24 protein-coding genes are annotated in these 23,994 nt (G+C 65.6%); 4 read left to right on the top strand and 20 right to left on the bottom strand.

Annotation, left to right across the window (positions count from 1 at the left end):
• Positions 1-118 (bottom strand): co-chaperone GroES (locus tag QME84_11965; protein ID MDI6874980.1); only part of this gene is annotated, 118 nt, incomplete at its 3' end.
• A gap of 260 nt (positions 119-378) precedes the next feature.
• Between QME84_11965 and QME84_11960 the strand changes: the two genes are divergently transcribed.
• A complete protein-coding gene (locus QME84_11960) occupies positions 379-702 on the top strand; it encodes a carboxymuconolactone decarboxylase family protein (GenBank protein MDI6874979.1) in 324 nt (107 codons plus the stop codon).
• A 132-nt stretch (positions 703-834) separates the two neighbouring features.
• Here QME84_11960 and tsaD read toward each other — a convergent pair whose 3' ends face one another.
• The 6 genes from tsaD to QME84_11930 all read right to left on the bottom strand — a co-directional run bounded on the left by tsaD (position 835) and on the right by QME84_11930 (position 4,809).
• The gene (tsaD, locus tag QME84_11955; protein ID MDI6874978.1) at positions 835-1,875 is read right to left on the bottom strand and encodes a tRNA (adenosine(37)-N6)-threonylcarbamoyltransferase complex transferase subunit TsaD; all 1,041 of its coding nucleotides are present in this window, start codon (positions 1,873-1,875) and stop codon (positions 835-837) included.
• A 1-nt stretch (position 1,876) separates the two neighbouring features.
• Entirely contained in the window at positions 1,877-2,398 is a 522-nt protein-coding gene (gene rimI / locus QME84_11950; protein ID MDI6874977.1) for a ribosomal protein S18-alanine N-acetyltransferase, read from the bottom strand.
• Complete coding sequence (gene tsaB / locus QME84_11945) at positions 2,391-3,095, bottom strand: tRNA (adenosine(37)-N6)-threonylcarbamoyltransferase complex dimerization subunit type 1 TsaB (protein ID MDI6874976.1); 705 nt, start codon at positions 3,093-3,095, stop codon at positions 2,391-2,393. Before tsaB ends, rimI begins: the two co-directional genes overlap by 8 nt.
• Positions 3,085-3,594, bottom strand: coding sequence for a tRNA (adenosine(37)-N6)-threonylcarbamoyltransferase complex ATPase subunit type 1 TsaE (gene tsaE, locus QME84_11940; GenBank protein MDI6874975.1), 510 nt, complete (start codon positions 3,592-3,594; stop codon positions 3,085-3,087). Before tsaE ends, tsaB begins: the two co-directional genes overlap by 11 nt.
• Before the next feature lie 18 nt (positions 3,595-3,612).
• The gene (locus QME84_11935) at positions 3,613-4,269 is read right to left on the bottom strand and encodes a uracil-DNA glycosylase (GenBank protein ID MDI6874974.1); all 657 of its coding nucleotides are present in this window, start codon (positions 4,267-4,269) and stop codon (positions 3,613-3,615) included.
• 303 nt (positions 4,270-4,572) lie between these two features.
• Complete coding sequence (locus QME84_11930; GenBank protein MDI6874973.1) at positions 4,573-4,809, bottom strand: zinc ribbon domain-containing protein; 237 nt, start codon at positions 4,807-4,809, stop codon at positions 4,573-4,575.
• A gap of 600 nt (positions 4,810-5,409) precedes the next feature.
• Here QME84_11930 and QME84_11925 point away from each other — a divergent pair.
• Genes QME84_11925 through QME84_11915 form a run of 3 tightly spaced genes read left to right on the top strand, consistent with a single transcriptional unit; the run spans position 5,410 to position 11,130 of the window.
• On the top strand, positions 5,410-8,976 hold the full coding sequence (locus QME84_11925; protein ID MDI6874972.1) for a glycosyltransferase: 3,567 nt from the start codon (positions 5,410-5,412) through the stop codon (positions 8,974-8,976).
• A gap of 1 nt (position 8,977) precedes the next feature.
• Positions 8,978-10,024, top strand: coding sequence for an NAD-dependent epimerase/dehydratase family protein (locus QME84_11920; protein MDI6874971.1), 1,047 nt, complete (start codon positions 8,978-8,980; stop codon positions 10,022-10,024).
• A complete protein-coding gene (locus QME84_11915; GenBank protein MDI6874970.1) occupies positions 10,021-11,130 on the top strand; it encodes a DegT/DnrJ/EryC1/StrS family aminotransferase in 1,110 nt (369 codons plus the stop codon). The genes QME84_11920 and QME84_11915 overlap by 4 nt, the downstream gene beginning before the upstream one ends.
• A 354-nt stretch (positions 11,131-11,484) precedes the next feature.
• On the opposite strand, the gene QME84_11910 is transcribed toward QME84_11915, so the two are convergent.
• From QME84_11910 to rplM, 13 genes are all read right to left on the bottom strand, one after another.
• A complete protein-coding gene (locus tag QME84_11910; GenBank protein ID MDI6874969.1) occupies positions 11,485-12,003 on the bottom strand; it encodes a nitroreductase family protein in 519 nt (172 codons plus the stop codon).
• A gap of 13 nt (positions 12,004-12,016) precedes the next feature.
• Complete coding sequence (locus tag QME84_11905) at positions 12,017-12,964, bottom strand: P1 family peptidase (protein MDI6874968.1); 948 nt, start codon at positions 12,962-12,964, stop codon at positions 12,017-12,019.
• Positions 12,948-14,519: an HD domain-containing protein gene (locus tag QME84_11900; GenBank protein ID MDI6874967.1), complete on the bottom strand. Its 1,572-nt coding sequence runs from the start codon at positions 14,517-14,519 to the stop codon at positions 12,948-12,950. The genes QME84_11905 and QME84_11900 overlap by 17 nt, the downstream gene beginning before the upstream one ends.
• Before the next feature lie 317 nt (positions 14,520-14,836).
• Positions 14,837-15,259, bottom strand: a complete 423-nt coding sequence (locus QME84_11895; GenBank protein MDI6874966.1) for a BCAM0308 family protein — start codon at positions 15,257-15,259, stop codon at positions 14,837-14,839.
• A 15-nt stretch (positions 15,260-15,274) separates the two neighbouring features.
• A complete protein-coding gene (locus tag QME84_11890; protein MDI6874965.1) occupies positions 15,275-15,832 on the bottom strand; it encodes an NTPase in 558 nt (185 codons plus the stop codon).
• 112 nt (positions 15,833-15,944) lie between these two features.
• Positions 15,945-17,096, bottom strand: coding sequence for an alanine racemase (gene alr, locus QME84_11885; protein ID MDI6874964.1), 1,152 nt, complete (start codon positions 17,094-17,096; stop codon positions 15,945-15,947).
• 38 nt (positions 17,097-17,134) lie between these two features.
• Complete coding sequence (locus tag QME84_11880; protein ID MDI6874963.1) at positions 17,135-17,590, bottom strand: CBS domain-containing protein; 456 nt, start codon at positions 17,588-17,590, stop codon at positions 17,135-17,137.
• A 17-nt stretch (positions 17,591-17,607) separates the two neighbouring features.
• Positions 17,608-19,155, bottom strand: coding sequence for an NAD(P)H-hydrate dehydratase (locus QME84_11875; GenBank protein MDI6874962.1), 1,548 nt, complete (start codon positions 19,153-19,155; stop codon positions 17,608-17,610).
• A complete protein-coding gene (gene acpS / locus QME84_11870) occupies positions 19,152-19,574 on the bottom strand; it encodes a holo-ACP synthase (GenBank protein MDI6874961.1) in 423 nt (140 codons plus the stop codon). The genes QME84_11875 and acpS overlap by 4 nt, the downstream gene beginning before the upstream one ends.
• On the bottom strand, positions 19,571-21,397 hold the full coding sequence (gene glmS, locus QME84_11865; GenBank protein MDI6874960.1) for a glutamine--fructose-6-phosphate transaminase (isomerizing): 1,827 nt from the start codon (positions 21,395-21,397) through the stop codon (positions 19,571-19,573). The genes acpS and glmS overlap by 4 nt, the downstream gene beginning before the upstream one ends.
• A gap of 1 nt (position 21,398) precedes the next feature.
• Positions 21,399-22,757: a phosphoglucosamine mutase gene (gene glmM / locus QME84_11860; protein ID MDI6874959.1), complete on the bottom strand. Its 1,359-nt coding sequence runs from the start codon at positions 22,755-22,757 to the stop codon at positions 21,399-21,401.
• A 254-nt stretch (positions 22,758-23,011) separates the two neighbouring features.
• Positions 23,012-23,404 carry a 30S ribosomal protein S9 gene (rpsI, locus tag QME84_11855; protein ID MDI6874958.1) on the bottom strand — a complete coding sequence of 131 codons (393 nt, stop codon included), beginning with the start codon at positions 23,402-23,404 and terminating at the stop codon, positions 23,012-23,014.
• A gap of 23 nt (positions 23,405-23,427) precedes the next feature.
• The gene (gene rplM, locus QME84_11850; protein MDI6874957.1) at positions 23,428-23,865 is read right to left on the bottom strand and encodes a 50S ribosomal protein L13; all 438 of its coding nucleotides are present in this window, start codon (positions 23,863-23,865) and stop codon (positions 23,428-23,430) included.
• Between the last annotated feature and the right edge of the window lie 129 nt (positions 23,866-23,994).

Here is a 23,994-nt window from a genome sequence, read left to right as displayed (position 1 = left end):
CTTCACCTTCCTGGGGCTTCTCCTTGGCGGTGTCGGGTATAACCAGACCGGACTTGGTCCGCTCCTCGCTCTCGCCCGGCTTGACCAGTACCCGATCACCCAGCGGCTTCAGCTTCATCTACGCATCCCTCCTATCCTCTCTTTTTTAGGCTTTACCCATCCTTTTAAAACAAGCTAAAACTTTCGCTGGCACTCCCGGGAATAGAGTGTTATCACTCAGATCTTAAATATGTTAGCACTCTACTCTCGAGAGTGCTAAAGAGAGGATAATACAAAGGTCCCGGGAAATCAAGAGGTTAGGGTGTAAAATCTTTGCATCTTCCGTTTCAGGTTCCGACGAAGACGGGCGGATGCGATTGTAAGACGGGGGTGAGGAACTTGGAAGGTGATGCCCACCAGATCATGCAGCGCCTGGGAGAGGAGCTCCCCAGGGTCATGGAATCCTTCTCCGGCCTGCACGACAGTGTCCTCAGCGAGGGGGCGCTCAGCGTGAAGGTCAAGCGCCTCATCCTGGTTGGGGCCTCGGTGGCCGTGAGGTGCGAGCCCTGCATCCGCGTGCACGTGCGGGGAGCGCTAGAGGCGGGAGCCTCCCGGGAGGAGATACTGGAGGCCGCGGGAGCCGGCATTCTCATGGGCGGCGGTCCGTCCGCCGCCTACGCCGCTCTCTACCTTCTGGACGAGCTGGACCGTCAGTGCGGCTGAACCCAACAGTCGCCTGGGGCGTGTCGCAGGCATCAAGGAAGGAGCGGGGACCTTGCACCGTGGACGTGTCAAGCCCCCCGCGGCATGGCATGTAAAAAGTCCGTCAGCCGACGTCCCGGTTCCCCTCACCCCTCACCCGGGGACTCCATCCGGGGACTCCCCGGGGAGGGGCAGGGTGGCCGCGGCATCCACGTCCAGGGACGCCACGTCCCCCTCCTCCAGCATGCGCCATCCCAGGTAGGCCACCATGGCCGCGTTGTCCAGGCACAGGTTCAGGGGAGGGTAGAAGAGCTCCGCCCCCCGCGACTCCAGGGCCCCCCGGAGGCTGCTGCGGAGATAGCTGTTGGCGGCGACCCCTCCGGCCAGCACCACCCTCCTCGCGCCCGTCTCCTCCACCGCCCGGGTGATCTTGTGCACCTGGACCTCCACCACCGCCGCCTGGAAGGAGGCGACCACGTCCGCCACCGGGACCTCCTTCCCCTCCGCCCGCACCCTGCGCACATAATTGATGACCGCCGTCTTCAGCCCGGAGAGGGAGAAGTTGTAGGTCCCGTCGTGCAGGAGGGCTCGAGGGAAGGGAATCGCCCGGGGGTCCCCTTCCTTTGAGAGGCGGTCGATTTCCGGACCGCCGGGATAGCCCAATCCCAGGAAGCGGGCGATCTTGTCGAAGGCCTCCCCGGCGGCGTCGTCCAGGGTCTTTCCCAGTATCCGGTAGCGACGGTGGCCCAGCATGTGCACCAGCAAGGTGTGGCCCCCGGAGACCACGAAGGCCAGGAGCGGTGGCTCCAGGCCCGGGAAATGGAGGAAGTTAGCGTATATGTGAGCCTCCAGGTGATTCACCGCCAGGAGGGGCAGGTCCAGGGCGAAGCATATCGCCTTGGCCGCGGTGAGTCCCACCAGGAGGGACCCGATGAGCCCCGGCCCCCGGGTCACCGCCACCCCCCTCAGGTCCCGGTAGCCGATGCCCGCCTGGGACAGTGCCTCCCGCACGGCGGGAAGAAGGGCCTCCAGGTGAGCCCGCCCGGCCACCTCGGGGACCACGCCTCCGTACTTGGAATGTAAGCGGGCCTGGGAGGAGATGACCAGCGAACTCACCTTCCCCCCGCGCTCCACCACCGCCGCGGAGGTCTCGTCGCAGGAGGTCTCGATGCCCAGCAGGAAGTCCGCGCCCATGTCAAACCGCCCCGTACCTTCGCTCCAGTTCTTCCAGTCTTTTCCTGTACTCCGGAGTGGTGATGTCCTCCGTCCACATGATCAGGGCGTTCTCCAGGTTGTCCAGGTAATACTGTTTCCGTTCCCCCATGACCTGAAAGCCGAACCGGGTGTAGAGCTCTATGGCCGGGCGGTTGGACTTGCGCACCTCCAGGGTCAGGAAACGCGCTCCCATCCTCTCCGTCTTCCGCACCAGCTCCAGGAGCAGCCTGGCGCCTATGCCCCTGCGGCGCAGATCCTCGCGCACGGCCAGGGTCATGACGTGCGCCTCGTCAAGAATAAGTAGCGCTCCGCCGTAACCTACCAGTTCCCCGCCGCTGCGGGCCACCAGGTAACAACCCTCCCATTTCTCCAGCTCCCGACGGTACATTTCCTCCGTCCAGGGGCTGGAGAAAGCCCTCCTCTCCAGCTCCATGACCTCGGGGAGGTCTTCCGGTTGCATGCGCCTTATGAGAAGTTCCGGGAGGCGCGTCCCCTCAGACATTCCTCACCTCGCCCACGTCCGGCCGCCTCAGGTACAGGGGAATCAGGGAGAGGTGGTCCTCCACCTCGCCCCGCCCGTGAAGCTCCCGGCACAGCCATGCCAGCCCGGCGGGATCCGGCCCCCGTCTCTCCGCCCGGCGCGCTTCCCGCGGCCAGACATCCGGGTAAGCGCCTACGCCGCTTCCCACCAGGAGAAGCTCTCCCTCCAGGCCGATCATCCTCTCTACCAGAAAACGGGCCGTCTCCTCGGGTCCGCACACCAGCGGCCCCGCGAGAAGCTTCGGGAAGGCGAACCCGCCGTGGCCCTCCATCCGGAAGAGGGCGCTGTAGATCTCCCCCTGCCTAGCGTCCAGGGCCACGAAGACATTCTCCGTGCCCTCCGGTCCCACGGCCGCCGCCGCCAGGCTATCCGGGGCCACCAAGGGTAACCCCAGCACCTCGGCCAGCGCCTTGGCGGCCATAACCCCCATGCGGATCCCGGTGAAGGACCCAGGCCCCCTGCCTATCCCCAACAACCCCAGGTCCCGCGGCGTGATGCCCGCCTCGCGCAGCAGGTCACCGGCGACGGTGAAAAGGAGCCTCGCCCGTTCCCCTCCCTCCCAAGAGCTGTGAAGCATCACCCCCGGACCCTCGAGGACCACCAGCCCCCGCGGTCCAGCAAGGTCCATGGCCAGAAGCCAGCGTCCATTATTTTCCATCAGGAATCTTCTCCAAACCTTTCAATCTCTCCCCCCAGGTTCCTCCCCTGGGAACCAGGCGGACGACCCGCTCGTTTTCCTCTTCGCCGTAGGAGAGGTCCACCTCCAGGTATTCATCGCGGAAGAACTCCCTCACCCGGTCGCCCCACTCCACGGCGACCACCCCTTCGCCTCCCAGGAGTTCCTCCACGCCGAGGTCAAGAAGATCCGAGGCGCCCTCCAGTCGGTAAGCGTCGAGATGGTGAAGGGGAAGGCGACCCCGGTATTCCCTGAGCAGGGTGAAGGTGGGGCTCACCACCCTCTCCCCCACCCCAAGGCCCTCGGCCAGACCCCGGACGAAGGAGGTCTTGCCGGTCCCCAGCTCGCCCACCAGAAGTATGACGTCCCCCGGCTGGAGGAGCTCGGCCAGGCGGGAGGCCAGCTTCCGGGTCTCCCCCTCCCCCCGCGTTTGGAAGGCAGGAAGCAAGCCACCGGTCCCGGAATCCCTCTCCGTCGCCACGGTAAGGCCAACACCCCTTCAGAAGAGGCCCATCTGCTCCGGCTGTTCGTCCGCTGCAGCCGGGACCGCCTCCTCCGAAGGCCCCTCCCCGGCTTCCCAGCGCACCCTTTCCGCGTCCAGGTGCTCCTTCAGCCTCTGGAAATCCTCCACCAGAACGGCCTTCAGGGGAGGCTTGTGCAAGGCGGCCGCGGGATGGAAAAGGGGAACGTAGGCCAGACCCCCCTTGCGGATGAGCTTGCCATGGAGCTGGGATATACCCGTCCCGGTGCGCAGAAGTATCTTGGTGGCATGGTTGCCCAGCGTGCAGATGATGCGCGGCCTGATTATCTCTATCTGCTTGTAGAGGTAGGGGGTGCAGGCGGACAGTTCCTCGGGCAGCGGGTCCCGGTTTTCCGGGGGGCGGCATTTCAGGGTATTGGCGATGTAGACCTGGGAACGCTGCAGCCCGATGGACCGCAGCAGCTGGTCCAGGAACTGGCCGGCCGGGCCCACGAAGGGTATCCCCTGGCGGTCCTCGTGGAAACCGGGGGCCTCCCCCACGAACATGATCTCTGCATCCGGATTGCCGCTCCCCAGGACCAGGTTGGTACGGGTTATTCCGAGGGAGCAGGCCATGCAGTCCTTGATGGCCTCGTAGAGCTCCTCCAGGGTGGTCGCTTCTCTCCAGTCCCCCATATCCACCTCCCAACCCTCCGCTAAAGGGACCTCCGGCCTAAACCATCCCTCCCGGCGGGCGGAATCCGACTCCGCCCTTCGGGGTTAAATATATTCAATAACCGGCGACCCGCTTTTACAACCCCGGGGATGGGCGCGACGTGCATGGTGGGGAAGGTATTGGGGCCAGTGTAAGCGACGGAAGGAAAGGCGTGAGGTATCCTTGCATCCAGGTTTTCAGTCCCCGCCCTCCCCGCCCCTTATGCCGCGGCCTTTCTTGCCTGCCTGTCCCCAGGTGATGAAGCGGCGCCGGATGGCGTTCCTTCAGGGCTTGCAGGAGGAGCAGCTGGTGGCGGTGCAGGAGGAACAGCTGGAAGAGGAGGCCGAGGAGCGGAAATCCCCCGAGGAAGCGGACCCGCTCTTGAACCCGAAGGAGGAGAAGAGCTTCTTTATCTCCCGGCTCCCGCAGCGGGAACAGCACTCCGCCGCGTCCGACATGCTGCGGGCGAAATATTCGAAGGTCTCACCGCAATCTCCGCACTTGTATTCGTAGAAGGGCATAAACATCACCTTCCTTTCGAAATAATTCTATTACCCTCCGTGCCGGGGGACAATGTGCGCCCTCAACGCGGATATAACGCGGGCGCGGGTCCCGCCTCCATCCGTAGGCCTCTCGTCCAGCTGTCACCTCCAAGAAACCCCACCCTTCCCCCCAGGCGACCCGCGGAAGGAAGTTTCCCGGCAAGCGCCGCAGGTTTCCTCTCCAGGCATATCGCTAACCATCTCTTATAAAAAAGGCCATGGATGTGGGCGCGCTGGACGGGCCCAGTGGTCGCTTTCAGGGTTGAAAATGCTTGAAGACCAGCCTTTCCTCGTGCCAAAACAAGGTCAACGGGAGGAAGGGGGCGCAGCTTGTTGTGCTGGAGGCAGGCGAGGTATATCTTATTGCTCGAACCGCTCCTCGGAGACAGGTAAAGCCGCAGGCACCGTCGGGACCTGCCGGGAGGAGATGCCTGCACCCCGAGGAAGGGAGGAGCACTTACTTCCTTGCAAGGACCGCGCTCGGGAGGCAAGGTGAGATCGCGGGCATCTACGGAGGTTCAAGGATCAGGTGACCCATCAACACCCCGAAGAAGGGGAGGGGCATATGCGGATCGGGAGATGGAGAACGGGACAAGGGTGATCGGGGGTAAGGAAGGGAGGAGAATCTGGCCCCTTCTCCTCCTCGCGGGTACCGTTTTTCTATTTTTCCGCCAACTTCTCCTTCTCCGGAAGGTGCCCTGGATCTCGGACATCAGGAACTATTACCTGCCCAACTGGAAATACCTCTCGGGACTTTTGCGGAGCGGGGACTTCTCCTTCTGGTGCTCCGGCATATACTGCGGGTTCCCGCTCTTCGCCGACAGCGAGATGGCCTTATTCTACCCCTTGACCCCGCCTTTCATGCTCCTTCCTTCCACTGCGGGGTTCAATTACTTCCTGGTCCTCCACTACCTTCTGGGCGGATGCTTTCTCTACCTCTACTGCCGGCTCCTCCGCCTGGGCCGTTCCGCATCCTGCTTTGCCGCCGCCCCCTTCATGCTGTCGGGCTTCTTCCTCGCCCACCTGGTGCATCCCAACGTGGTGGCCACCCTGGCCTGGATTCCCCTTTTCCTGTACCTCCTGGAAAGGGCCCTTCAGGAAAATCGGTTTTCGTTCCACCTCCTGGCCGGGGGCGTTCTCGGCCTCCAGTTTCTCTCCGGGTTCCTGATGATACCCCTCATCGAGGTGCTCCTGTCCTTCTTCTACGTCTTCCTGCACCCGGAGGCTTCACAGCGAAGTTCCAGGATGGCGGCCCTGGCCCGCTGGGGAGGGTCCGTCGCCCTGGGCCTCGGCCTGGGGATGATCCAGAACCTTCCCAGTTACCACCTGGTGAACAGTTCCTACCGGGCGGGCGGCCTCTCCTCCTCCCTGTCCAACGTGGGTAACCTGCCCGTCCTCCAGCTCGCGGGCGTCTTCTTCCCCCGCGCCTTCGGCAGGGGCCTGGCCCAGAGCGGGTACCTCGGGGCCTGGACCTTCGAGGAGACCTACATTTACGCGGGAATCCTGCCCCTCCTCTTCGCCCCCGCGGCCCTGAGGAAACCGCGCCGCTGGCCGGCCCCTTTCCTCTTCTGGGCGGGCGTGGTTGCACTGCTCTTAAGCCTGGGGAACCAGGGGCTGCTGTGGCCTGTCCTGCGTCATCTCCCCGGCTTTCACGTGCTCAAGGGTCCCGGTCGTTTCTTCCTGATCACCAACCTCTGCCTCCTCGTCCTGGGGGCCATGGGCTTCGACCGCTGGCGCGGGGAGGAACTGGAACCGGACCAGCTTCACGGCATCCTTCGGGGATGGACCGTCTTCGCCACCGCTTCCGCGGCCCTTCTCGCGCTTTTCGTATTGCTTTACCGCACCGACGTGCTCCATTTCCGGGATTTCGCCGCCGCCGTGAGCGGCCCTTTCCTCTCCGGCATCAAGATCTCCGCTTCGCAGGTCCTGGACGGGTTGGCCGCTTACTTCACCTCCCCCCACGTGGAGCTTCTGATCCCCGTGGGCCTCCTGGTCCTCTTTCTGTTCTTGTTGAAATATCCCTGGAGGGGGGTCAACGGCAGGAGGACGGTGGCCGCCCTGGTGGTCATCCTGGCCGTCCTGGACGTCTTTTACGTCGCCGGCCTGGTGTTCAAGCCCATCCCTCGCAACCGGGCCGATTACCGGCCTCCGGTGCTGGACGTACTGGAGGAAGATAGCGCCGGCGGCAGGGTGGCCCTTCTGGGTGAGCCGGGGGTGAAGCGGGGGGAGTTCTCCTTGGCCCCCAACCAGCTCCTCCCATACGGGTTGGAAGATGCCTTCGGATTCTCCACCATCCCGCCCGCCAGGGTAGACCGCTTCCTGGGACTCCTCCAGGTGGAACCCAGGGACAGGGCTCTGGCCCTGGCGGGGGTGAAGGTCCTCCTCTCCAACCTGGTCAGGGTACGGGGCACGGCATACGACCTGGGTTCTCCTTTTACCTTCCCCTCCTGGATGGGCAGCGTCGATTACGCCGTCGACCCCTCGGTCAAGGGAAGAGAGCTGCGGCTGCTGCTGGACGGACCCATTCTGGACCCGGAATCCCTGGGAACCGTCCATCTCAAGCTCCAGGCCCGCCGGGGAGGGCGGCTGCAGGACCTGCCCCTGCTGGTCCTGGAAAAGGACACCGGAGAGGAGGACTATTTCCTTTCCGTGATGTACGACCAGGGACCGGTCAACTTCCAGAGGGTGAGGTTCCGCTCTCCCGGTTTCGGCGACGGGCGGGAGGCCTTGGAGATAAGGATTCCCCTCCGCCTGCGCCACACCGACCGCCTCTCGGTCTTCTCCCTCTGCTCCGAGGGGCTGCGGGGCTCCCGCCTGGCCGCCGTCAGCCTGGTGGACGAGGATGGCAGGTCGGTGCCCCTCCTGCCCTGGGCCCCGGTCTATTCCGACGGGAGGTACGCCGTTTACCGGGTGGGGGACCCCGCACCACAGGCCTTCACCGCCTGGGAAGTGCGGTGGGTAGACGACTGGAAAGCCGCGGTGGACCTGGCCTTCTGGGAGGGATACCGCGAGGGCGAGGTCATACTCTCGCGCGCCGAGGTGGATCCCGCGACGCGGCGGCGAATAGAAAATATTTCCAGGCCGGAAGGGGAAACGAGGGTGGAAGTGCTGGAAAGGGGCGGCGACGGTCTCCTTCTCCGGACCTCGGGCACCGGAGATACCGTGCTTGTGCTCAACCAGGATTACCTGCCCGGGTGGAAAGCCTTCCTGGACGGGGAGGAACGCCCCCTGTTCTCCGCCTATGGTTTCCTGACCGCCCTTTACCTGCCGGCGGGCGAACACCGGGTCTCCCTCCGCTACCGTTCGCCGGGGCTGCTCGCGGGAGGGGTGATCAGCCTCCTTTCCCTGGCCGCCTTCCTCGGCCTCCTGGTCTTGTCCCTGCGCCGGGAGCGGGCCCGAGAACGAGCAAAGGAAAGCGAAAAAACCTCTCTTCCTCCGCCCGACTCCGGGGGGATAAGCGCCTTCTTCCCCTGCTACAACGATTCCGCCACCATCGGGGAGGTGGTGGAGAAGGCCCTCCGGGTGCTGCGGGAGCTGACGGACGATTACGAGGTCATCATCGTGGACGACGGGAGCTCCGACGCCTCGGGTGTGGTCATCGATTCCGTGGCCGCCGCCCACCCCGAGGTGAGGGTGGTCCGGCACGACCGCAACCGCGGCTACGGGGCGGCCCTGCGCAGCGGGATAAAGATATCTTCCAAAAATTGGATTTTCTACACTGACAGCGACGGCCAGTACGACGTGGAGGAACTGCGCAAGCTCCACGCCCTGACCGGGGTTGCCGACGTGGTCAACGGGTACAAGGAATCCCGCAGCGACCCCTGGTACCGCGTGGTGCTGGGAGGCATATACAACCGGGTGGTGCGCCGCCTTTTCCTGGTTCCCATCCGGGACGTGGACTGCGACTTCCGGCTCATGCGCGGTGACCTGGCCAGGAGCCTCGACCTGCGCTCGGAGGGAGGCTCCATATGCGTAGAGCTGGTGAAGGGCCTGCAGGCGGCAGGTGCCGTTTTCGCCGAAGTGCCCGTGCGCCACCTTCCCCGCCGGGAGGGGAAGAGCCAGTTCTTCCGCCTCCGGAACCTGCTTGCCATGGTGAGGGGTGATGTTTCATTATGGATACGGTTATGGCGCAAGGGAGAAATTTGACATGCGGGACGGGCAGAGGCTGGAGGAATATTACCGGAGTCGTCGGGTGCTGGTCACCGGGGGCCTGGGGTTCATCGGGAGCAACCTGGTGCGCCGCCTGGTCGCCATGGGCTCCCGGGTCACGGTGATCGACGCCTGTTTTCCCGACCAGGGCGCCAACCTCTTCAACCTGGAGGACGTCCTGGAGGAGGTCACCCTGGTGGTCTCGGACATCGGCGCCACCCGCGCGTTGTCCGAACATCTCCCGGGGCAGGATTTGGTCTTCAACCTCGCCGCCTGCGTGAGCCACGTAGGATCCCTGCACCATCCCCTTCGCGATCTGAAGAGGAACTGCGTGAGCCAGCTGCGCTTCCTGAGCGCCCTGGCGGAGCTCAATCCAGGGATCCCCGTGATATACACCGGTTCCCGGAGCCAGTACGGCAGTCCCCTCTACCTGCCGGTGAACGAGGACCATCCCCTCCGCCCGGTGGACATCAACGGGGTGCACAAGACCGCCGTGGAGGAATACCACCGCATCTTCCACGAACAAGGGCGCATAAGCTACCTCTCCCTGCGCCTCACCAACGTCTTCGGGCCCCGCCACCAGATGATGCACGACGGGCAGGGGTTCCTGAACTGGTTCATCCGCCTGGGACTGCAAGGGAAGGAGATACGCGTCTTCGGAGATGGGACCCAGGCCAGGGACTTTCTCTACGTGGAGGACGCCGTGGAAGCCCTGCTCCTGGCCGCCGCCGACCCGGAATGCCGGGGTATGTCCCTCAACCTGGCCTCCGGGAAATCCATAACCGTGGCCGAGGCAGCGCAGGCGGTGAGCGAGGAGGCGGGAACCGACTGGTCCCTGGCCCCCTATCCGCCGGAGCGCGCTTGCGTGGAACCCGGCGATATAGTCCTGGACATCTCGCGGCTGCGGGCCGTCCTGGAGTGGGAACCCAAGTGGGATTTCCGTGCCGGGCTCCAGGAGACCATCGCCTTCTACCGCATGCACGGCGAACGCTATTTCCGCCCCTCCAGGGTGAAACCGTCCCTGATCCGAAAGAGATCGACTTGAAGGCACCGAGGGTACCCTTTCTGGATCTCACCCGCCAGGACCGGGAACTCCAAGAGGAACTCGGTCGCGCCTTCTCCTCCTTTGTAAAACGGGGCCGTTACATCCTGGGCCCGGAGGTGGAATCCCTGGAAAGGGAGCTGGCCGCCTTCTGTGGGGTAAAGCACGGCATAGGGGTAGCCTCGGGCACCGACGCCCTGCTCCTCGCCCTGCGCGGCCTGGGAATCGGGGAAGGGGACGAGGTCATCCTTCCCGCCTTTACCGCCCCTCCCACGGCGGTGGCCGTGAACCTCGCCGGCGCCGTGCCGGTGTTCGCCGACGTGGACCCGCGCACCCTCACCCTGGACCCCGCCAGCGCGGAGGAGAGGATCACCCCCCGCACACGCTGTATCCTCCCCGTGCACCTTTTCGGACGCCCGGCGGACATGCCCGCCCTGGGGAAGTTGGCCGAGCGGCACAGCCTTCTCCTGGTGGAGGACTGTGCCCAGTCCCACGGGGCGTCCCTGGACGGAAAGATGACAGGTTCCTACGGAGCGGCGGGCTGTTTCAGCTTCTACCCCACCAAGAACCTCGGTGCCTACGGGGACGGGGGCATGGTGGTAACCTCGGACGAGGAGCTGGCCCACGAGTTGCGATGCCTCCGTGATTACGGCCGCGTGGAACGTGACCTTCTCGCCAAGGTGGGCCCCAACAGCCGCCTGGACGAGCTGCAGGCGACTTTCCTGCGCATCAAGCTCAAGTACCTACCGGAATGGAACCGGCGCCGCCGGGAAATGGCCCGGAGGTACATCAAGGCCTTCGCCGACCTTCCCCTGGGCCTGCCGGAGTGCCGGGAAGGCGAGGAACACGTCTATCATCTCTTCGTCGTGACCAGCGACCGGCGGGACGACCTCCGCCGGCACCTGGACGAGAAAGGCGTGGAGACGGTCATTCACTATCCCCTTCCCGTGCACCGGCAACCTCCCTTCCGCGGGTATCCCGGCCCACCCTGCCCGGTGGCCGAAGAGGCTTCCCGCCGCGTCCTTTCCCTCCCTTTGTACCCCCACCTCACCCGTGAGGAGCAGGAAACGGTGATCGCGGCCATACGGTCCTTCTTCGGCGCTTCCTGAGTATTCGGCCCGCGGTAAAGGTTATCCTCCGCAGAAAGGTTATCCTCCGTAGGGTTGACGCCCACTCCATACGTCACCACGGAAGCACCATTTTCCTCGCCTCCGCGGATAATCCCGCTTCTCCACGGGGTGAATGCCCACGCCATTCGCCAATCCCCGGATGCCGGGACGGTAAAGGTCTTTTCGCGTGCTCCTTTCGCGGTGAACCTTCGCCGGCCCGGGTCAATGATTGGAAAACTATGGAAGAATGACGCCGTTGGCCATGATGGAAAAACGCCGGTTCCCTTTCCGGGAAGCCGCGGCCCCGGGTTTGCCCTCCGGGCTTTGCTGGCCGCCGCGCATCCCGCGGTCCGGTTACAGATAGGTGGTCAGGCGGTCGGGCGTCATCTTGCGGGGTTGCGACCCGGGGCGCGCGGGATATCCCACCGGTATCAGGGCCAGGGGCCGCAGGCCACTGGGAAGACCCAGCACCCCGGAGACCTCCTCCTCCCGGAAGGCTCCCACCCAGCAGGTCCCCAGGCCCAGGGCGGTGGCGGCGAGGAGCATGTTCTGCACTGCGGCCGCGGTGTCCTGTATGGAATAGAGCTCCACGCCACGGCGGCCGTAGCTGGAGGCGTGGGCCTCAAGGTCGGCGCAGACCACGATCACCACCGGGGCCCGGGCCACGAAGCCCTGCCCCAGGGCGGCCGCGGCCAACTTCCCTTTCAAACCAGGATCGCGCACCACCACGAAACGCCAGGGCTGCACGTTTCCGGCGGAGGGGGCGAGGCATGCGCAAGCCAGCAGCCGCTCCACCAGCTCCTCCGAAACCTCCCGCGAAGGATCGAAGGCCCGGACGCTGTGCCTCTTCTCCATGGCCTCGAAAACGTCCATCTCGGGCCACCCCTCAACTTATGTCCCGCGCGGCGGGGATCCCGGCCACGGATTCCGCGTGCCTCACCGCGCTGCGCACCGCCTCGGCCAGGAGGGAGGCGCCCAGGGCGCCCACCACGTCGGCAGAGGCCTCCACCTCCCCGGTGGCCGCGGCGAACACCAGGTCCCCGTCCAGCTTGGTGTGGCTTGGGGATATGGCCCTGGCCAGGCCGTGATGTCCTCTCTGGGCTACCCAGTTGACGTCGGTCTTGGAAAGGCGCGCGTTGCTCACCACCACGCCCAGGGTGGTGTTGGTGCCGGGAAGGGTGGGAGGGCTTTCCCCCATGGTCTGGCGCATCATCCGCTCCGTGGAGAGGAATCCCCCCTCCGGACCCCTGACCCCGGCCAGGATCCGTCCCTCCTCGTCCACCACGTCCCCGAAGGCGTTGACCACCGCCATGGCGAAGACCTTCAGTTTATCCCCCTCGAAGAAGGCCGTCCCCAGCCCTCCCTTGGTGCAACGCTGGTAACCCAGCATCTTACCCACCGTGGCCCCCATGCCCGCGCCCACGTTACCCTGGTGCATCAGCTCCTCGGAGGCCTCGAGGCAGGCCCGGTAACCCATCTCCTCGTCCGGACGGGCGGACGGGTCGCCTATGCCCAGGTCGTAGATCACACCGGCGGGGACGATGGGCACGCGGGCCACCCCGGTATCGAAGCCCACGCCCGATTCCTCGAGGAAGCGCATCACCCCGACGGAGGCGGCCAGCCCGAAGGCGCTCCCCCCGGCCAGAAGGAAGGCGTGGACCTCCTCCACCAGGTTCACCGGATCGAGGAGATCCGTCTCCCGAGTGCCCGGTGCTCCCCCCCGGACCTCCACGCCCCCTCTCGTCCCGGGAGGCAGGAGGACGACCGTACAACCGGTAACCCCCTCCCCGTCCTCGGCATGTCCCACCCTGACCCCTTCAATCCTCAAGGCCATTCCCCTCGTCAACCTCCTTTTTCCCGCCTGCCGGTGCTCCAGCCCCGGCGTCCGTCACCCGGAACCCGGGTGCCGTTTCCGCGAGGCCCGCGGGGACCAGCCTCTCCGCCAGCCTGAGGGCCTCCTCCCGCCGGCTTATCCTTCCCTCCATCTGGGCTTCACGCACCCGCCTCAGGACCTCCCCCACCGCCGGGCCCTCTTCCATCCCCAGCTCCCGGATGAGGTCCCGGCCCCGGATGAGGGGGGGCGTCTCCTCCTCCCTCACCAGCTCGCCCAGCATTTCCCGGCAGGCGCGCACGTATCTATCCAGGCCCTGGGGGGTGGTGAGGGGCCCCCGGGTGGCGAAGCGGTCGGCGGTGGACAGAAGCACCACGTCCACCAGGTTCTCCCCCAAACGGTACACCAGCCTCCGACGGGCCCGGGGAGTCAACTCCTGCCTGAGCGCCAGGCCGATATCCATGTGACGGCCGACCACCGAGCCCAGGTATTCCCGGGCGCGGCGCGAGAGGCGCAACCTTCCCGCCAGGTTCAGGACCGCCTCCTGGCTGAACTTCTGGTGGGCGTGGAAGTGGATGCGTCCGTCCTCTCCCCGGGAGAAGGTCAGGGGTTTCCCGGCATCGTGGTACAGGGCGGCCAGGCGGAGGAAGGAACGGCGGGGATAGTATTCCTGGATCGGTTCCTCCATCCTCCGGGTCATCATGCCGGCGTGTTCCGGGTAAATCCTTCCAGGTTCTTCCAGGAGCTTATCGAGTTCCTCGAGAGTCGCCAGGGTATGGTTCCACACGTCCAGGTGATGGTAGGCGTTCTGCTCCAAGCCCACGGTATTTACTAACTCGGGAAAGAGATGTTCCAGCAGCCCGCAGGATTCCATGTCCTCGAAGACCCCGTGGCTCCCTCCCCCGGAGAGGGTCTCCAGTATCTCCACCGCCACGCGCTCGCCGGCGGCGCGGGAGACCAGAGGCGCGTATTTCTTCAGGTGATTCAGGGTGCGTTCCTCGAACTCCAGACTCATCAGGTGACGGAACCGCAGGGCCCGTACCAGGCGCACCGGATCGGCCGGGAAGGATTCCTTGTGGCACTCGCGCAGGATCCCCGCGGCGAGGTCCCTCCAACCGTAATACTTATCGACCAGGTCTCGGGGGAGGTGGAGAATTCCCTGCTCCGTGAGCCTTCCCAGGTCCACGGCCATGGCGTTGATGGTGAAATCCCGCATGGAGAGGTCCGTCTCCACGCTGAAGCCCCGCAGGGGGGAGAAGTCTACCGTGCGGCGCCGTCCGCCGTCTTTCACCACCACCCGGTAGATACGCTCCTTGCCGTCCAGGAGGAAATGCCGCGCCCCGAAACGCGCCGCCGCCATGGAAGCGGGTAGGGATGGGTCTCCAGTGGTCACGAGGTCCACGTCATCGGAAATGCTGCCCAGCAGGTAATCGCGGAGGTATCCTCCCACCAGGAAGACGGTTTCCGGACCCCCCGCCAGGAAGGATACCAGCTCCCCTACGAAGGGGTCCTCGGCGGCCAGGTTTCGGATGGACAGCGTCCTCCTGAGTTCCCTCAAGGCCCGCTCCCGTCGATCTACGGAACCCCGCTCCTGCTCCCTGCCCCTCCGTCACGCGGCCTCAATACGGGCTGGAGATGAAGATCCGGGTAATTTACATGATTTTCCATGAGCTTGGTAACCGGCGCAAGGAGATTATATAACAGACGGGACTGCAAGCCGCATCTCGCTCCCGTGGGCTGTCCGTGGCGGAAGCAACATTCCCTATACAGCCGGTACCTGATGGCACATGACGATGCCCGGACAGCGACCCCACCTTTCCCCGGCGCGGGAACGGGGCGCGATCCCCTTTCCCGTCCCGTCCGGGTCGCCGGGGCTCACCCTTCCCGCGTCCAGTAGACGCGGGCGAAGTCCGCCCCATGCTGCCACTGGATATCCAGCCGGCCGGAATAGGCCCTCTCGAATTCCTTTCCCAGGCGTTCAGCCAGGGTCCGGTCGGTGGTCTGGATGACGATCTCGTCGTCCTTCTCCTCGATATGAGCGATGCGAGCGGCAATGTTCTTGCGCAGCTTTTTCTCCGCCACGCTGCGGATGAGATTCTTGGCCTCCTCGTGATGCGTGCGCAGGAAGTCCCCCCTCAGATACACTACGCCGTCCACCTTCCCCCTGGCCACCTTATCGCAACCGGGACAGAGGTGTTTCTCCCACCCGTTGCTCTTCATGGCCTTCTGGCGCATCCTCTCGTCGAAACACCACTTCTGGTCCACGCAAACGGCATAGCAGGAAGGACAGATCTTCATCATCGGATTCCTCCTTCAGTTCATCCGGGGACTTCGCCTGTGGCCCAGGATCCTGAGCAGGTCCTCCTCTACCACCTCCTTCATCTTGTTCCGGTTCCGCCTGTCGATGTCGTAGACGGAGACGTCCCGCCGCTCGAGCAGGGATAGCACGAAGGGATGTTCGCCCGTGGGGATAGTGGCCAGCAGGGCGGTGGGCAGGTCCAGGAGTTTCACCACTCGCTCCCGGAACGCGGCGGACAGGGCTTCCATCTTCCCTATCTCGTCGATGACCACCAGGTCCGCTCCCCCGCGCGCCTTGTCCATGGCCCGGAGGGCTACCTCCTCCAGGGCCTTGAGGTCGACGGTATACTTGCCCACCCGGGGCCCGCCGCGGAAATCTACATGAGCCATGACGGCCTCTCCGCCGCCTAAGTCCCGGATACGGAAACCGCGCCGGGTCTTCCCCTCCCTGATTTCCTCGGTCACGAAACCCGCAACCTTGAACCCATGCCCAGCGAGGTCCTCCACCACCCTCATCGCCAGGATGGTCTTTCCGCTACCCGGGCTGCCCCTCACCAGTATGTTGTTGCCCATCCACTCCCTCGATCGGGGATGGCCGGGAGGCCGTCCGCGCTCCCGTAAATAATCATACCCGGAGCCGCGGAGGTTAAACGGCGTCCCGTGCGCCACCGTCTCGCCGGCGGGTTCAACGGTCCGCGTACACCCGGGGAACCCTCTTGCCTATGGCGCAGACCACCTCGTAGTTGATGGTCCCCAGAAGCTCCGCCATTCTCTCCACGCCCACCCGTTCCTCCCCCCATCCCCCGATGACCGTGACCTCTTCGCCCGGATGATAGTAGTCCTCCCCCAGGTCCACCATGCACAGGTCCATGCAAACCGTGCCCACTAGGGGGTAGGATTTCCCCCCTATGAGGACTTCCCAGCGGTTGGAGAGGGCCCGCGGGAGTCCGTCCGCGTAGCCCACCGGGAGCACCGCCAGCCAGGTGTCCCCCGGACAGCGATAAGTGAGGCCGTAACTAACCCCCTCACCCTGGTGGGCTCTGAACACGTGAGCTATGCGGGTTCGCAGCGAAAGCGCCGGGCGGACGTCCACCGTCCCCGCGTAGGCGGGTCCCGGCAGGAGCCCGTACATGGCGATGCCCAGGCGTATCATGTCCAAGCGGGAGCGGGGGAGGGAGAGAGCTGCCCCCGAGGCCGCCGCGTGGACCAGGGGCACCTGCAGTCCCCCATTCCGCAGCGCCCACACCACGGCATCCAGCCTATCCACCTGCTCCGCGGCGAAGGGGTCCCCCGGCTCGGAGGCCGTGGCCAGGTGGGTGTAGACCCCTTCCAGCTCCAGCCCGGGTAGACCGCACACCTCCTCCGCCAGTCCCAGCGCGCCCTCCGGGGAAACGCCCACGCGGTGCATGCCGGTATCCACCTTGATGTGCACGGGAACCAGCCTTCCCCGGGAGGCCGCGGAACGGGAAAGCTCCCTGGCGTAACGAGAAGTGTAGACCGTGGGCACCAGGCCCAACTCCACCACCCGGTCGGCAGCCTCAGGGGGCGGCTCGAAGAGGAGGTGCAGGGGGACGTCGATACCGGCTTCCCTGAGCTCCTCGGCCTCCTCCACCAGGGCTACCCCCAGCCGCGAGGCTCCCGCCTCTAGGGCGGCCCTGGAGACCTCCACCGCCCCGTGGCCGTAGGCATCGGCCTTAACCACGGCCATCACCCGGCAGGAGGGACCCACCAGGTCCACGAAGGTGCGGACGTTGTGGCGGATGTTCCCGAGGTCTATCTCCGCGCGGGTGGGCCGGTAGGGGAAACCGCCCCCGGGCGAAACCCCCGTTCCCTCCATCCGCAAGCTCTTCCCCTCCCCCCTATGTTCCTCGTCGCTCAGCCCTCGGCGATGGTGCGCAGGATGTCCCCCCTGGTGATGATCCCCACCAAATTGTCGTTCTCCACCACCAGAACGTACTCCAGGTCCCGGTCCAGCATGAGCGTGGCTACCTCCTCCACGCTGGCCAGGGGACTCACGGAAACGTAGTCCTCCTCCATGAGGTCGCGGGCCGTGGAGCCGAGAGCCTGGCGCAGTTCCTTTTCGAAACGCTTCAGGGAGGAGGGGAGGAAAAGGTAACTTTCCAGGAAATGGATGAAAGTCGGGAAATGAACCCGGGCGTCCTGGTGCACCAGGTCCTCCTCGTCCACCACCCCCAGAAGTTTCCCCTCCTCGTCCACCACCGGAAGGCAGCGGATGCGGTTCTCCACCATGATCCCGGCCATCTCCCGCACCGAGGCCTCCGGGCCCACGGTGATGGGCGAGGGGTTCATGATCTCCCTTGCCGACTTCATCCGGTTGTTCCTCCTCTTCACCTCTTCCCCAGGCCGGCCAGGGCCAGGGGCAGGTGGGATATCACGTCACCGGCCACCATGCCCACCCCTCCCACCACGCTGGAGGCCAGCCGCGCCGCCTTCCCGTGAACCACCACCGCGCACAGCGCCGCATCCATGGGGGAAAGCCCCTGGGCCAGCAGGGCGGCCAGGCACCCGGTGAGCACGTCCCCGCTTCCCGCGGTGGCCAGCTCCGGCAGGGCCAGGGGATGGAAGCAGGCCCTGCCCCCGGGCTCGGCGATCACCGTGTTCGCTCCCTTGAGGACCACGGGGCAGCCGAAGCGCCGGGCGGCCTCCCGGGCGCTGCCCAGGCGGTCCCGCTGTACCTCCGCGCCGCTGCGACCCAGGAGCCTCCCCAGCTCCCCGGGATGCGGGGTTATCACTGCCGGTCCTTCCCTCTCCTCCAGGACCGAGGGTTGTCCGACCACTCCGTTCAAACCGTCGGCATCCAGCACCAGGGGGCGCGGGGCCTCGGACACCAGCCTCCGAACGGCGGACACCGTGCCCGGGGAGGTCCCCAGGCCGGGCCCCAGGGCCAGTACGTCGAAGGAGGGCAGGGCCTCCAGGACCACCCGGGCGGCTTCCTCCGCCAGGTGGCCCTCGCCGTCATCCGGCAGGGGGAGGGTCATGACCTCGGTGAGCTTGACCTCCATGATGGGGTTGAGGGAGTAGGGTATGCCCAGGGTAACCACCCCGGCCCCGGAACGCATGGCTGCGCGGGCACACAGGGCCGCTGCACCCGTGAGGCCGGTGGAGCCCGCCACAACCAGGACCCTTCCACACATGCCCTTGTGGGCGTGGGGTGGTCGGCGGGGAAGCATGTCCGTGGCGTCCTCTTCCTCCAGGGCGTACAGGTCGCTCTTCACTAAGGCGCGGAGGAGATGGACGGGGATGCCGATATCCGCCACCACCAGCTCTCCCACTTTCTCCGCCGCCGGGTAGAGGTAAAGGCCCACCTTGGGCCAGGCCAGGGTGACCGTCCTTTTGGCCTCCACCGCCGGTCCTTCCACGGCCCCCGTGGAGGCGTCCACCCCGGAGGGCAGGTCCACGGAGAGCACCGGAACCCCGCTGCGGTTGAGGATCTCGATGGCTTTGGCGAAGGGACCCTCGGCGCGGCCCCGGAAGCCGAAGCCGAAGAGGGCGTCTATGACCAGGTCGGCCTCGTGCAGCATCTCCTCCAGGAGGGCGGGTTCACCGGTCCTTACCCGGCCGCCCTGCTCCCGGTAACGGCGGTAGTTGAGCGCCGCGTCGGGGGAGAGCTCTTCCGGCCGGGCTAGGAGGAAGACCTCCACCCGGGCTCCCCAGGAAGCAAGGTAGCGCGCCGCCACCAGCCCGTCCCCGCCGTTGTTCCCCTTGGCCGCCACCACCACCACCCGTCGGCCGGCGCACAGGCCGCCGAGCATGTCCCGGGCCTGTTCCGCCACCGCCCGGCCGGCCCTCTCCATGAGCTCCCGCGAGGGTATCCCTTCTCCTTCGGCGGCGCGGTCCAGCTCCGCCATCTCCTGCGGAAAGAGCACCCTGATCATCGCTCATCCTTCCCCAGCGCCTGGGCGACGGCCAGGGCCGCGTCCCGGGTGTGGGTAACGCTCACCAGTATCTCCCGTATGCCCATGCGGGAAGCGACCTCCCGTGCCTTTCCGGAGAGCATCAGTACCGGGCGTCCCTTCTCGTCGGCCAGAAGTTCCAGCTCCCGCCAGGAAAACCCCCTTATCCCCGTTCCCATGGCCTTGGAGGCGGCCTCCTTGGCCGCGAAGCACGCGGCGAAGCGCCTGGCGGGACGGGCGCAGTCCAGGCACCTCTCCCGCTCCCGGGCGGAAAAAAGGCGAGACGCGAACTTCTCGTGTCGCGCCAGCGCCCTCTCGATCCTGGCGATCTCCACCATGTCCACGCCTATTCCCAGGACCTGCATGGACCTCCTCTCCTCCGGCGGCTCCGTACAACTCACTCCACGGTGACCGTCTTGGCCAGGTTGCGCGGCTGGTCCACGTTGCATCCCCGCATCTTGGCCACGTGGTAGGCGAAGAGCTGCAGGGCCGGTGCCATGACCACCGGGTAGTACTGTGGCTTCACCTCTGGGACGTAGATGACCTCTTCACAGCAACGTCCGATTTCCACATCCCCTCGCGTGGCCACGGCGATGACCGGGGCCTGGCGGGCTCTCACCTCCTCGACGTTGCCCCTCATCTTGGGGTAAACGGAATCCCGCGGCACCAGGGCTACCACCGGGAAGCCTGGGTGCAGAAGGGCGATGGGGCCGTGCTTCATCTCTCCCGCGGGATATCCCTCGGCGTGGATGTAGGATATCTCCTTGAGCTTCAGGGCCGCCTCCATGGCCAGGGGATAGTTTATGTTTCGTCCCAGGAAGAGAAAATCCTCGCAGCGGCAGTACTTGTCGGCGCAACGTTCCACCTGCTCCGTGTCCCCGAGCACCTCTTCGATTCGGCCGGCGAGGTCCTCCAGCTCCCGGAAGGTCCGGCTCACGAATTCCGGCCCCAGGAGTCCCCGCTCCTGCCCCAGGTAGAGGCCCAGCAGATAGACCGCCGCCACCTGGGCCAGGAAGGTCTTGGTGGCCGCCACCCCTATCTCCGGTCCGGCATGGGTATACAGCACGCCGTCCGACTCCCTGGCCATCATGCTCCCCACCACGTTGACCACGGCCAGGGTGGGAGCGCCGCAGTGCTTGGCCCAGCGCACTGCGCTCATGGTGTCCGCCGTTTCCCCGGACTGGCTGACCGCCACCACCAGGCAGTGCGGGTCGAGCTTGGGGGCGCGGTAATAGAACTCCGAGGATATGTCCACCTCCACGGGGATGTCCATCCATCCCTCCATGACGTAGCGCCCCAGGAGGGAGGCGTGGTAGGAGGTGCCGCAGGAGACGAAGATGATGCGGTTGATCTCGCGGAGGTCGAACCGGTCAGCCTCCAGTTCCTCGATGCGCAGCCTTCCCCCGGGGCCCGACCTTCCCCGCAGGGTATCCATCCAGGCCTGGGGCTGCTCGTGGATCTCCTTGAGCATGAAATCGGCGTAGCCGCCCTTCTCCACCGCCGTGGCGTCGAAGGGGACCTCGAAGACCCTCCTCTCCACGGCTTCACCGGAAATATCCACAATCTTCCAGTCATTGCTGGTAACTCTTACCAGGTCGCCGTTCTCCAGGGAAACCGCCCGGCGGGTGAAATCCAGGAAGGCCAGGGTGGCCGAAGCCAGGAAGTTCTCCCCCTCCCCCAGCCCGATGAGCAGGGGACTGTCCCGGCGTGCGCCCACCAGGACCCCCGGCTCCCCGACGCTCATGAAGACCGCGGCGTAGGTCCCCCTTATTTCGGGCAACGCGGCGCGCACCGCCTCCAGGAGGTCCCCGTGGTAGTTCTCCTCAACCAGGTGCACGAGCACCTCGGTGTCAGTGCGAGAGCGAAAGCGGTGGCCACGCGAGGTGAGTTCCTTTTCCAGTTCCTGGAAGTTCTCGATGATGCCGTTGTGCACCACGGCTATCCGCCCCGTACAGTCCAGGTGCGGGTGGGCGTTCTCCGTGGAGGGTATCCCGTGGGTGGCCCAGCGGGTATGGGCGATACCGGTGCCCCCCTCAGTAGGCAGTTCCCCGAGGTGCGGCTCCAGGTGGTCCAGGTTGCCCCGCCGCTTGACCACCCTTATACCGCCCTCCTCCTGGATGCCCAGGCCCGCCGAGTCGTAACCGCGGTATTCAAGGCGGCGCAGGCCGTGGAAGAGGGTGGCGGCAACCGGCCTGTGTCCCGAGTAGCCCACGATGCCGCACAACTCAACCCATCTCCCTCTCCACCAGGGCGGCCAGCTCCCGGACCGCCCTCTCGGCCAGCTCGCCGTCCAGGGCTTCCACCATCACCCTGAGGACGGGTTCCGTACCCGAGGGACGCAGGAGTACCCGTCCCCGGTCCCCCAGGCGCTCCTCCCAGGACCGCAGGGCGGAAAGCAGGGCTTCGTGCTCCCTCCAGGCCTCCTTGTCCCTGACCCTCACGTTGACCAGCACCTGCGGCACCTTGACCACCAGCCGCGAGAGGTCGGAAAGTCTCTCCCCCGTCTCCCTCACCGCTTCTAGGAGCTTGAGCGCGGTCACCAGCCCGTCCCCGGTGGTGGAGTGATCCAGGAAGATGATGTGGCCCGACTGCTCTCCTCCCAGGTTGAAGCCCCCCTCTAGCATCCTCTCCAGCACGTAGCGGTCGCCCACCGCCGTCTGGTGGACCTTTATCCCCTCCCGCTCCATGGCCAGGTGGAATCCCAGGTTGGACATGACCGTGACCACCACCGCGTTGTCCCTGAGGGTCCCCTCCTCCTTCATGCGCACCGCGCAGATGGCCATGATGTGGTCCCCGTCCACCAGGTTCCCCTCCTCGTCCACGGCGATCAGGCGATCGGCGTCTCCGTCGAAGGCCAGGCCCAGCAGGGCCCCTTCCTCAACCACCCTCTTCTGCAGGGTCGCACAGTGGGTGGAACCGCATTCCCGGTTGATGTTCAACCCGTCGGGTTCCACGTGCAGGGACACCACCCGGGCTCCCAGGCGGCGCAGCAGCTCCGGGGCCACTCGATAGGATGCCCCGTGGGCGCAGTCCACCACCACCTTTATCCCGGAGAGGTCGGGCCGGGCCACGGAAAGCAGGTGTTCCAGGTATTCCTCCTCCGCTCCGGCCGCCGGGCGGGAACATCCCACCTGGTCCCCGCGCGGCTTGGGGTGGGACTCGACGCCCCCCACCAGGCGTTCCATCTCCCGCTCCAGCTCGTCGGGGAGCTTGTAGCCGTCCCGGTGGAAGAACTTGATGCCGTTGTCCCGAGCCGGGTTATGGGAAGCGGAGATAACCACCCCCGCGTCGGCCCCCCTGGAACAGGTGAGGTAGGCTACCGCCGGGGTGGGGACCACCCCCAGGAGCTCCACCTCGCCTCCCGCAGAGCAGATCCCCGCCACCAGGGCCGCCTCCAACATGTCCCCGGACAGCCTGGTGTCCTTTCCCAGCAGCAAGCGTGGCCTGGGGTTGTCGCCGGCCAACACCTCCACGGCCGCCCAGCCCAGGCGCATGGCCAACTCGGGGGTGAGCTCCACGTTGGCCTCTCCCCTCACCCCGTCGGTCCCGAAGAGGCGGGGCCGCTCGTCGTCTCCCCTTCCCATGCCTCCGTCCTATCCTATGCTCGCTCGGCCCGGACCCGGAAACGGCTCCTCACTGTCACTCCCGTCCAAGGCCCGATTTTTTATTCTCCCAACGCCCCTAAAGGACTATAGCACCCTGACTTTCCGGCCTTCAAGGCAAGCGTGGTCCTGGCACCCGGTTTCGCGCCGAGGCTCTTGGTGATGGAACAAACATGAAGCTGCACAGGGCGGTATAGCCTCTCCAAGAAATGGGAATACTCTCTGAATCCGGGAGGTCAGCGCTTGGAGAACTGGGGTCGCTTGCGCGCTTTCTTGAGGCCGTACTTCTTGCGCTCCTTCATGCGGGGGTCGCGGCGCAAGAGTCCGGCCTTCTTCAGCTCGGAACGGAGGGTCTCGTCGCAGTCCACCAGGGCGCGGGCTATGCCGTGGCGGAGGGCCCCGGCCTGACCGGAAATGCCCCCTCCCCGGATGGTGGCCACCACCTTGTAGCGTCCCACGCTACCCGCGGCCACCAGGGCCTGCATGATCTGGTCCCGCAGGGTCTGACGGGGAAAATATTCCTCCAGGCTCCTGCCGTTGATGACGAATTCGCCCTCGCCGGGGTACAGCCATACCCTGGCCACGGCCTCCTTCCTCCTGCCCGTTCCGTAACCCAGATGCTGCGGCAAAGGTCACACCTGCCTTCCCATGCTCAAGCGCCCAAAGAGATCTTTTCCGGCTTCTGGGCCTGGTGGGGGTGATCCGGTCCGGCGTACACGTGCAGCTTCCGGATCATGGCCCGGCCTAGGCGGTTCTTGGGGAGCATCCCCCGCACCGCCTTCTCCACCACCAGCTCCGGCTTGTCCCGCATGAGGGTGCGGTAGGTGAACTCCCGCAGACCTCCCGGGTAACCGGAATGCCGGTAGTACTTCTTCTTGTCCAACTTGTCGCCGGTGAGGACCACCTTGTCCGCGTTGACCACCACCACGTGGTCGCCCACGTCCATATGGGGAACGTAGATGGTCTTGTTCTTGCCCTTGAGGATCTTGGCCACCTCGGAGGCCAGCCTCCCCAGGACCATGCCCTGGGCGTCCACCAGGTACCACCGGCGCTGTATGTCCGCCTTCTTGGTGCTGTAGGTCTTCATCATACCGCGTCGCCTCGTCACTTTTTCACAGCACGACAAACTATAATGATAGAGGCCGCCCCTCCCGGTGTCAAGGAAAGGCAATCCCAAGAGCGCCTACTTGAAGGTACGGCATCAGAGACCTTACTTCCC

This window comes from Actinomycetota bacterium, from assembly GCA_030019255.1.
Classification (GTDB): Bacteria; Actinomycetota; Geothermincolia; order Geothermincolales; family RBG-13-55-18; genus Solincola_A.
Note: the sequence above shows the minus strand (reverse complement) of the source record. Positions and strands in the feature narration are given on the sequence as shown.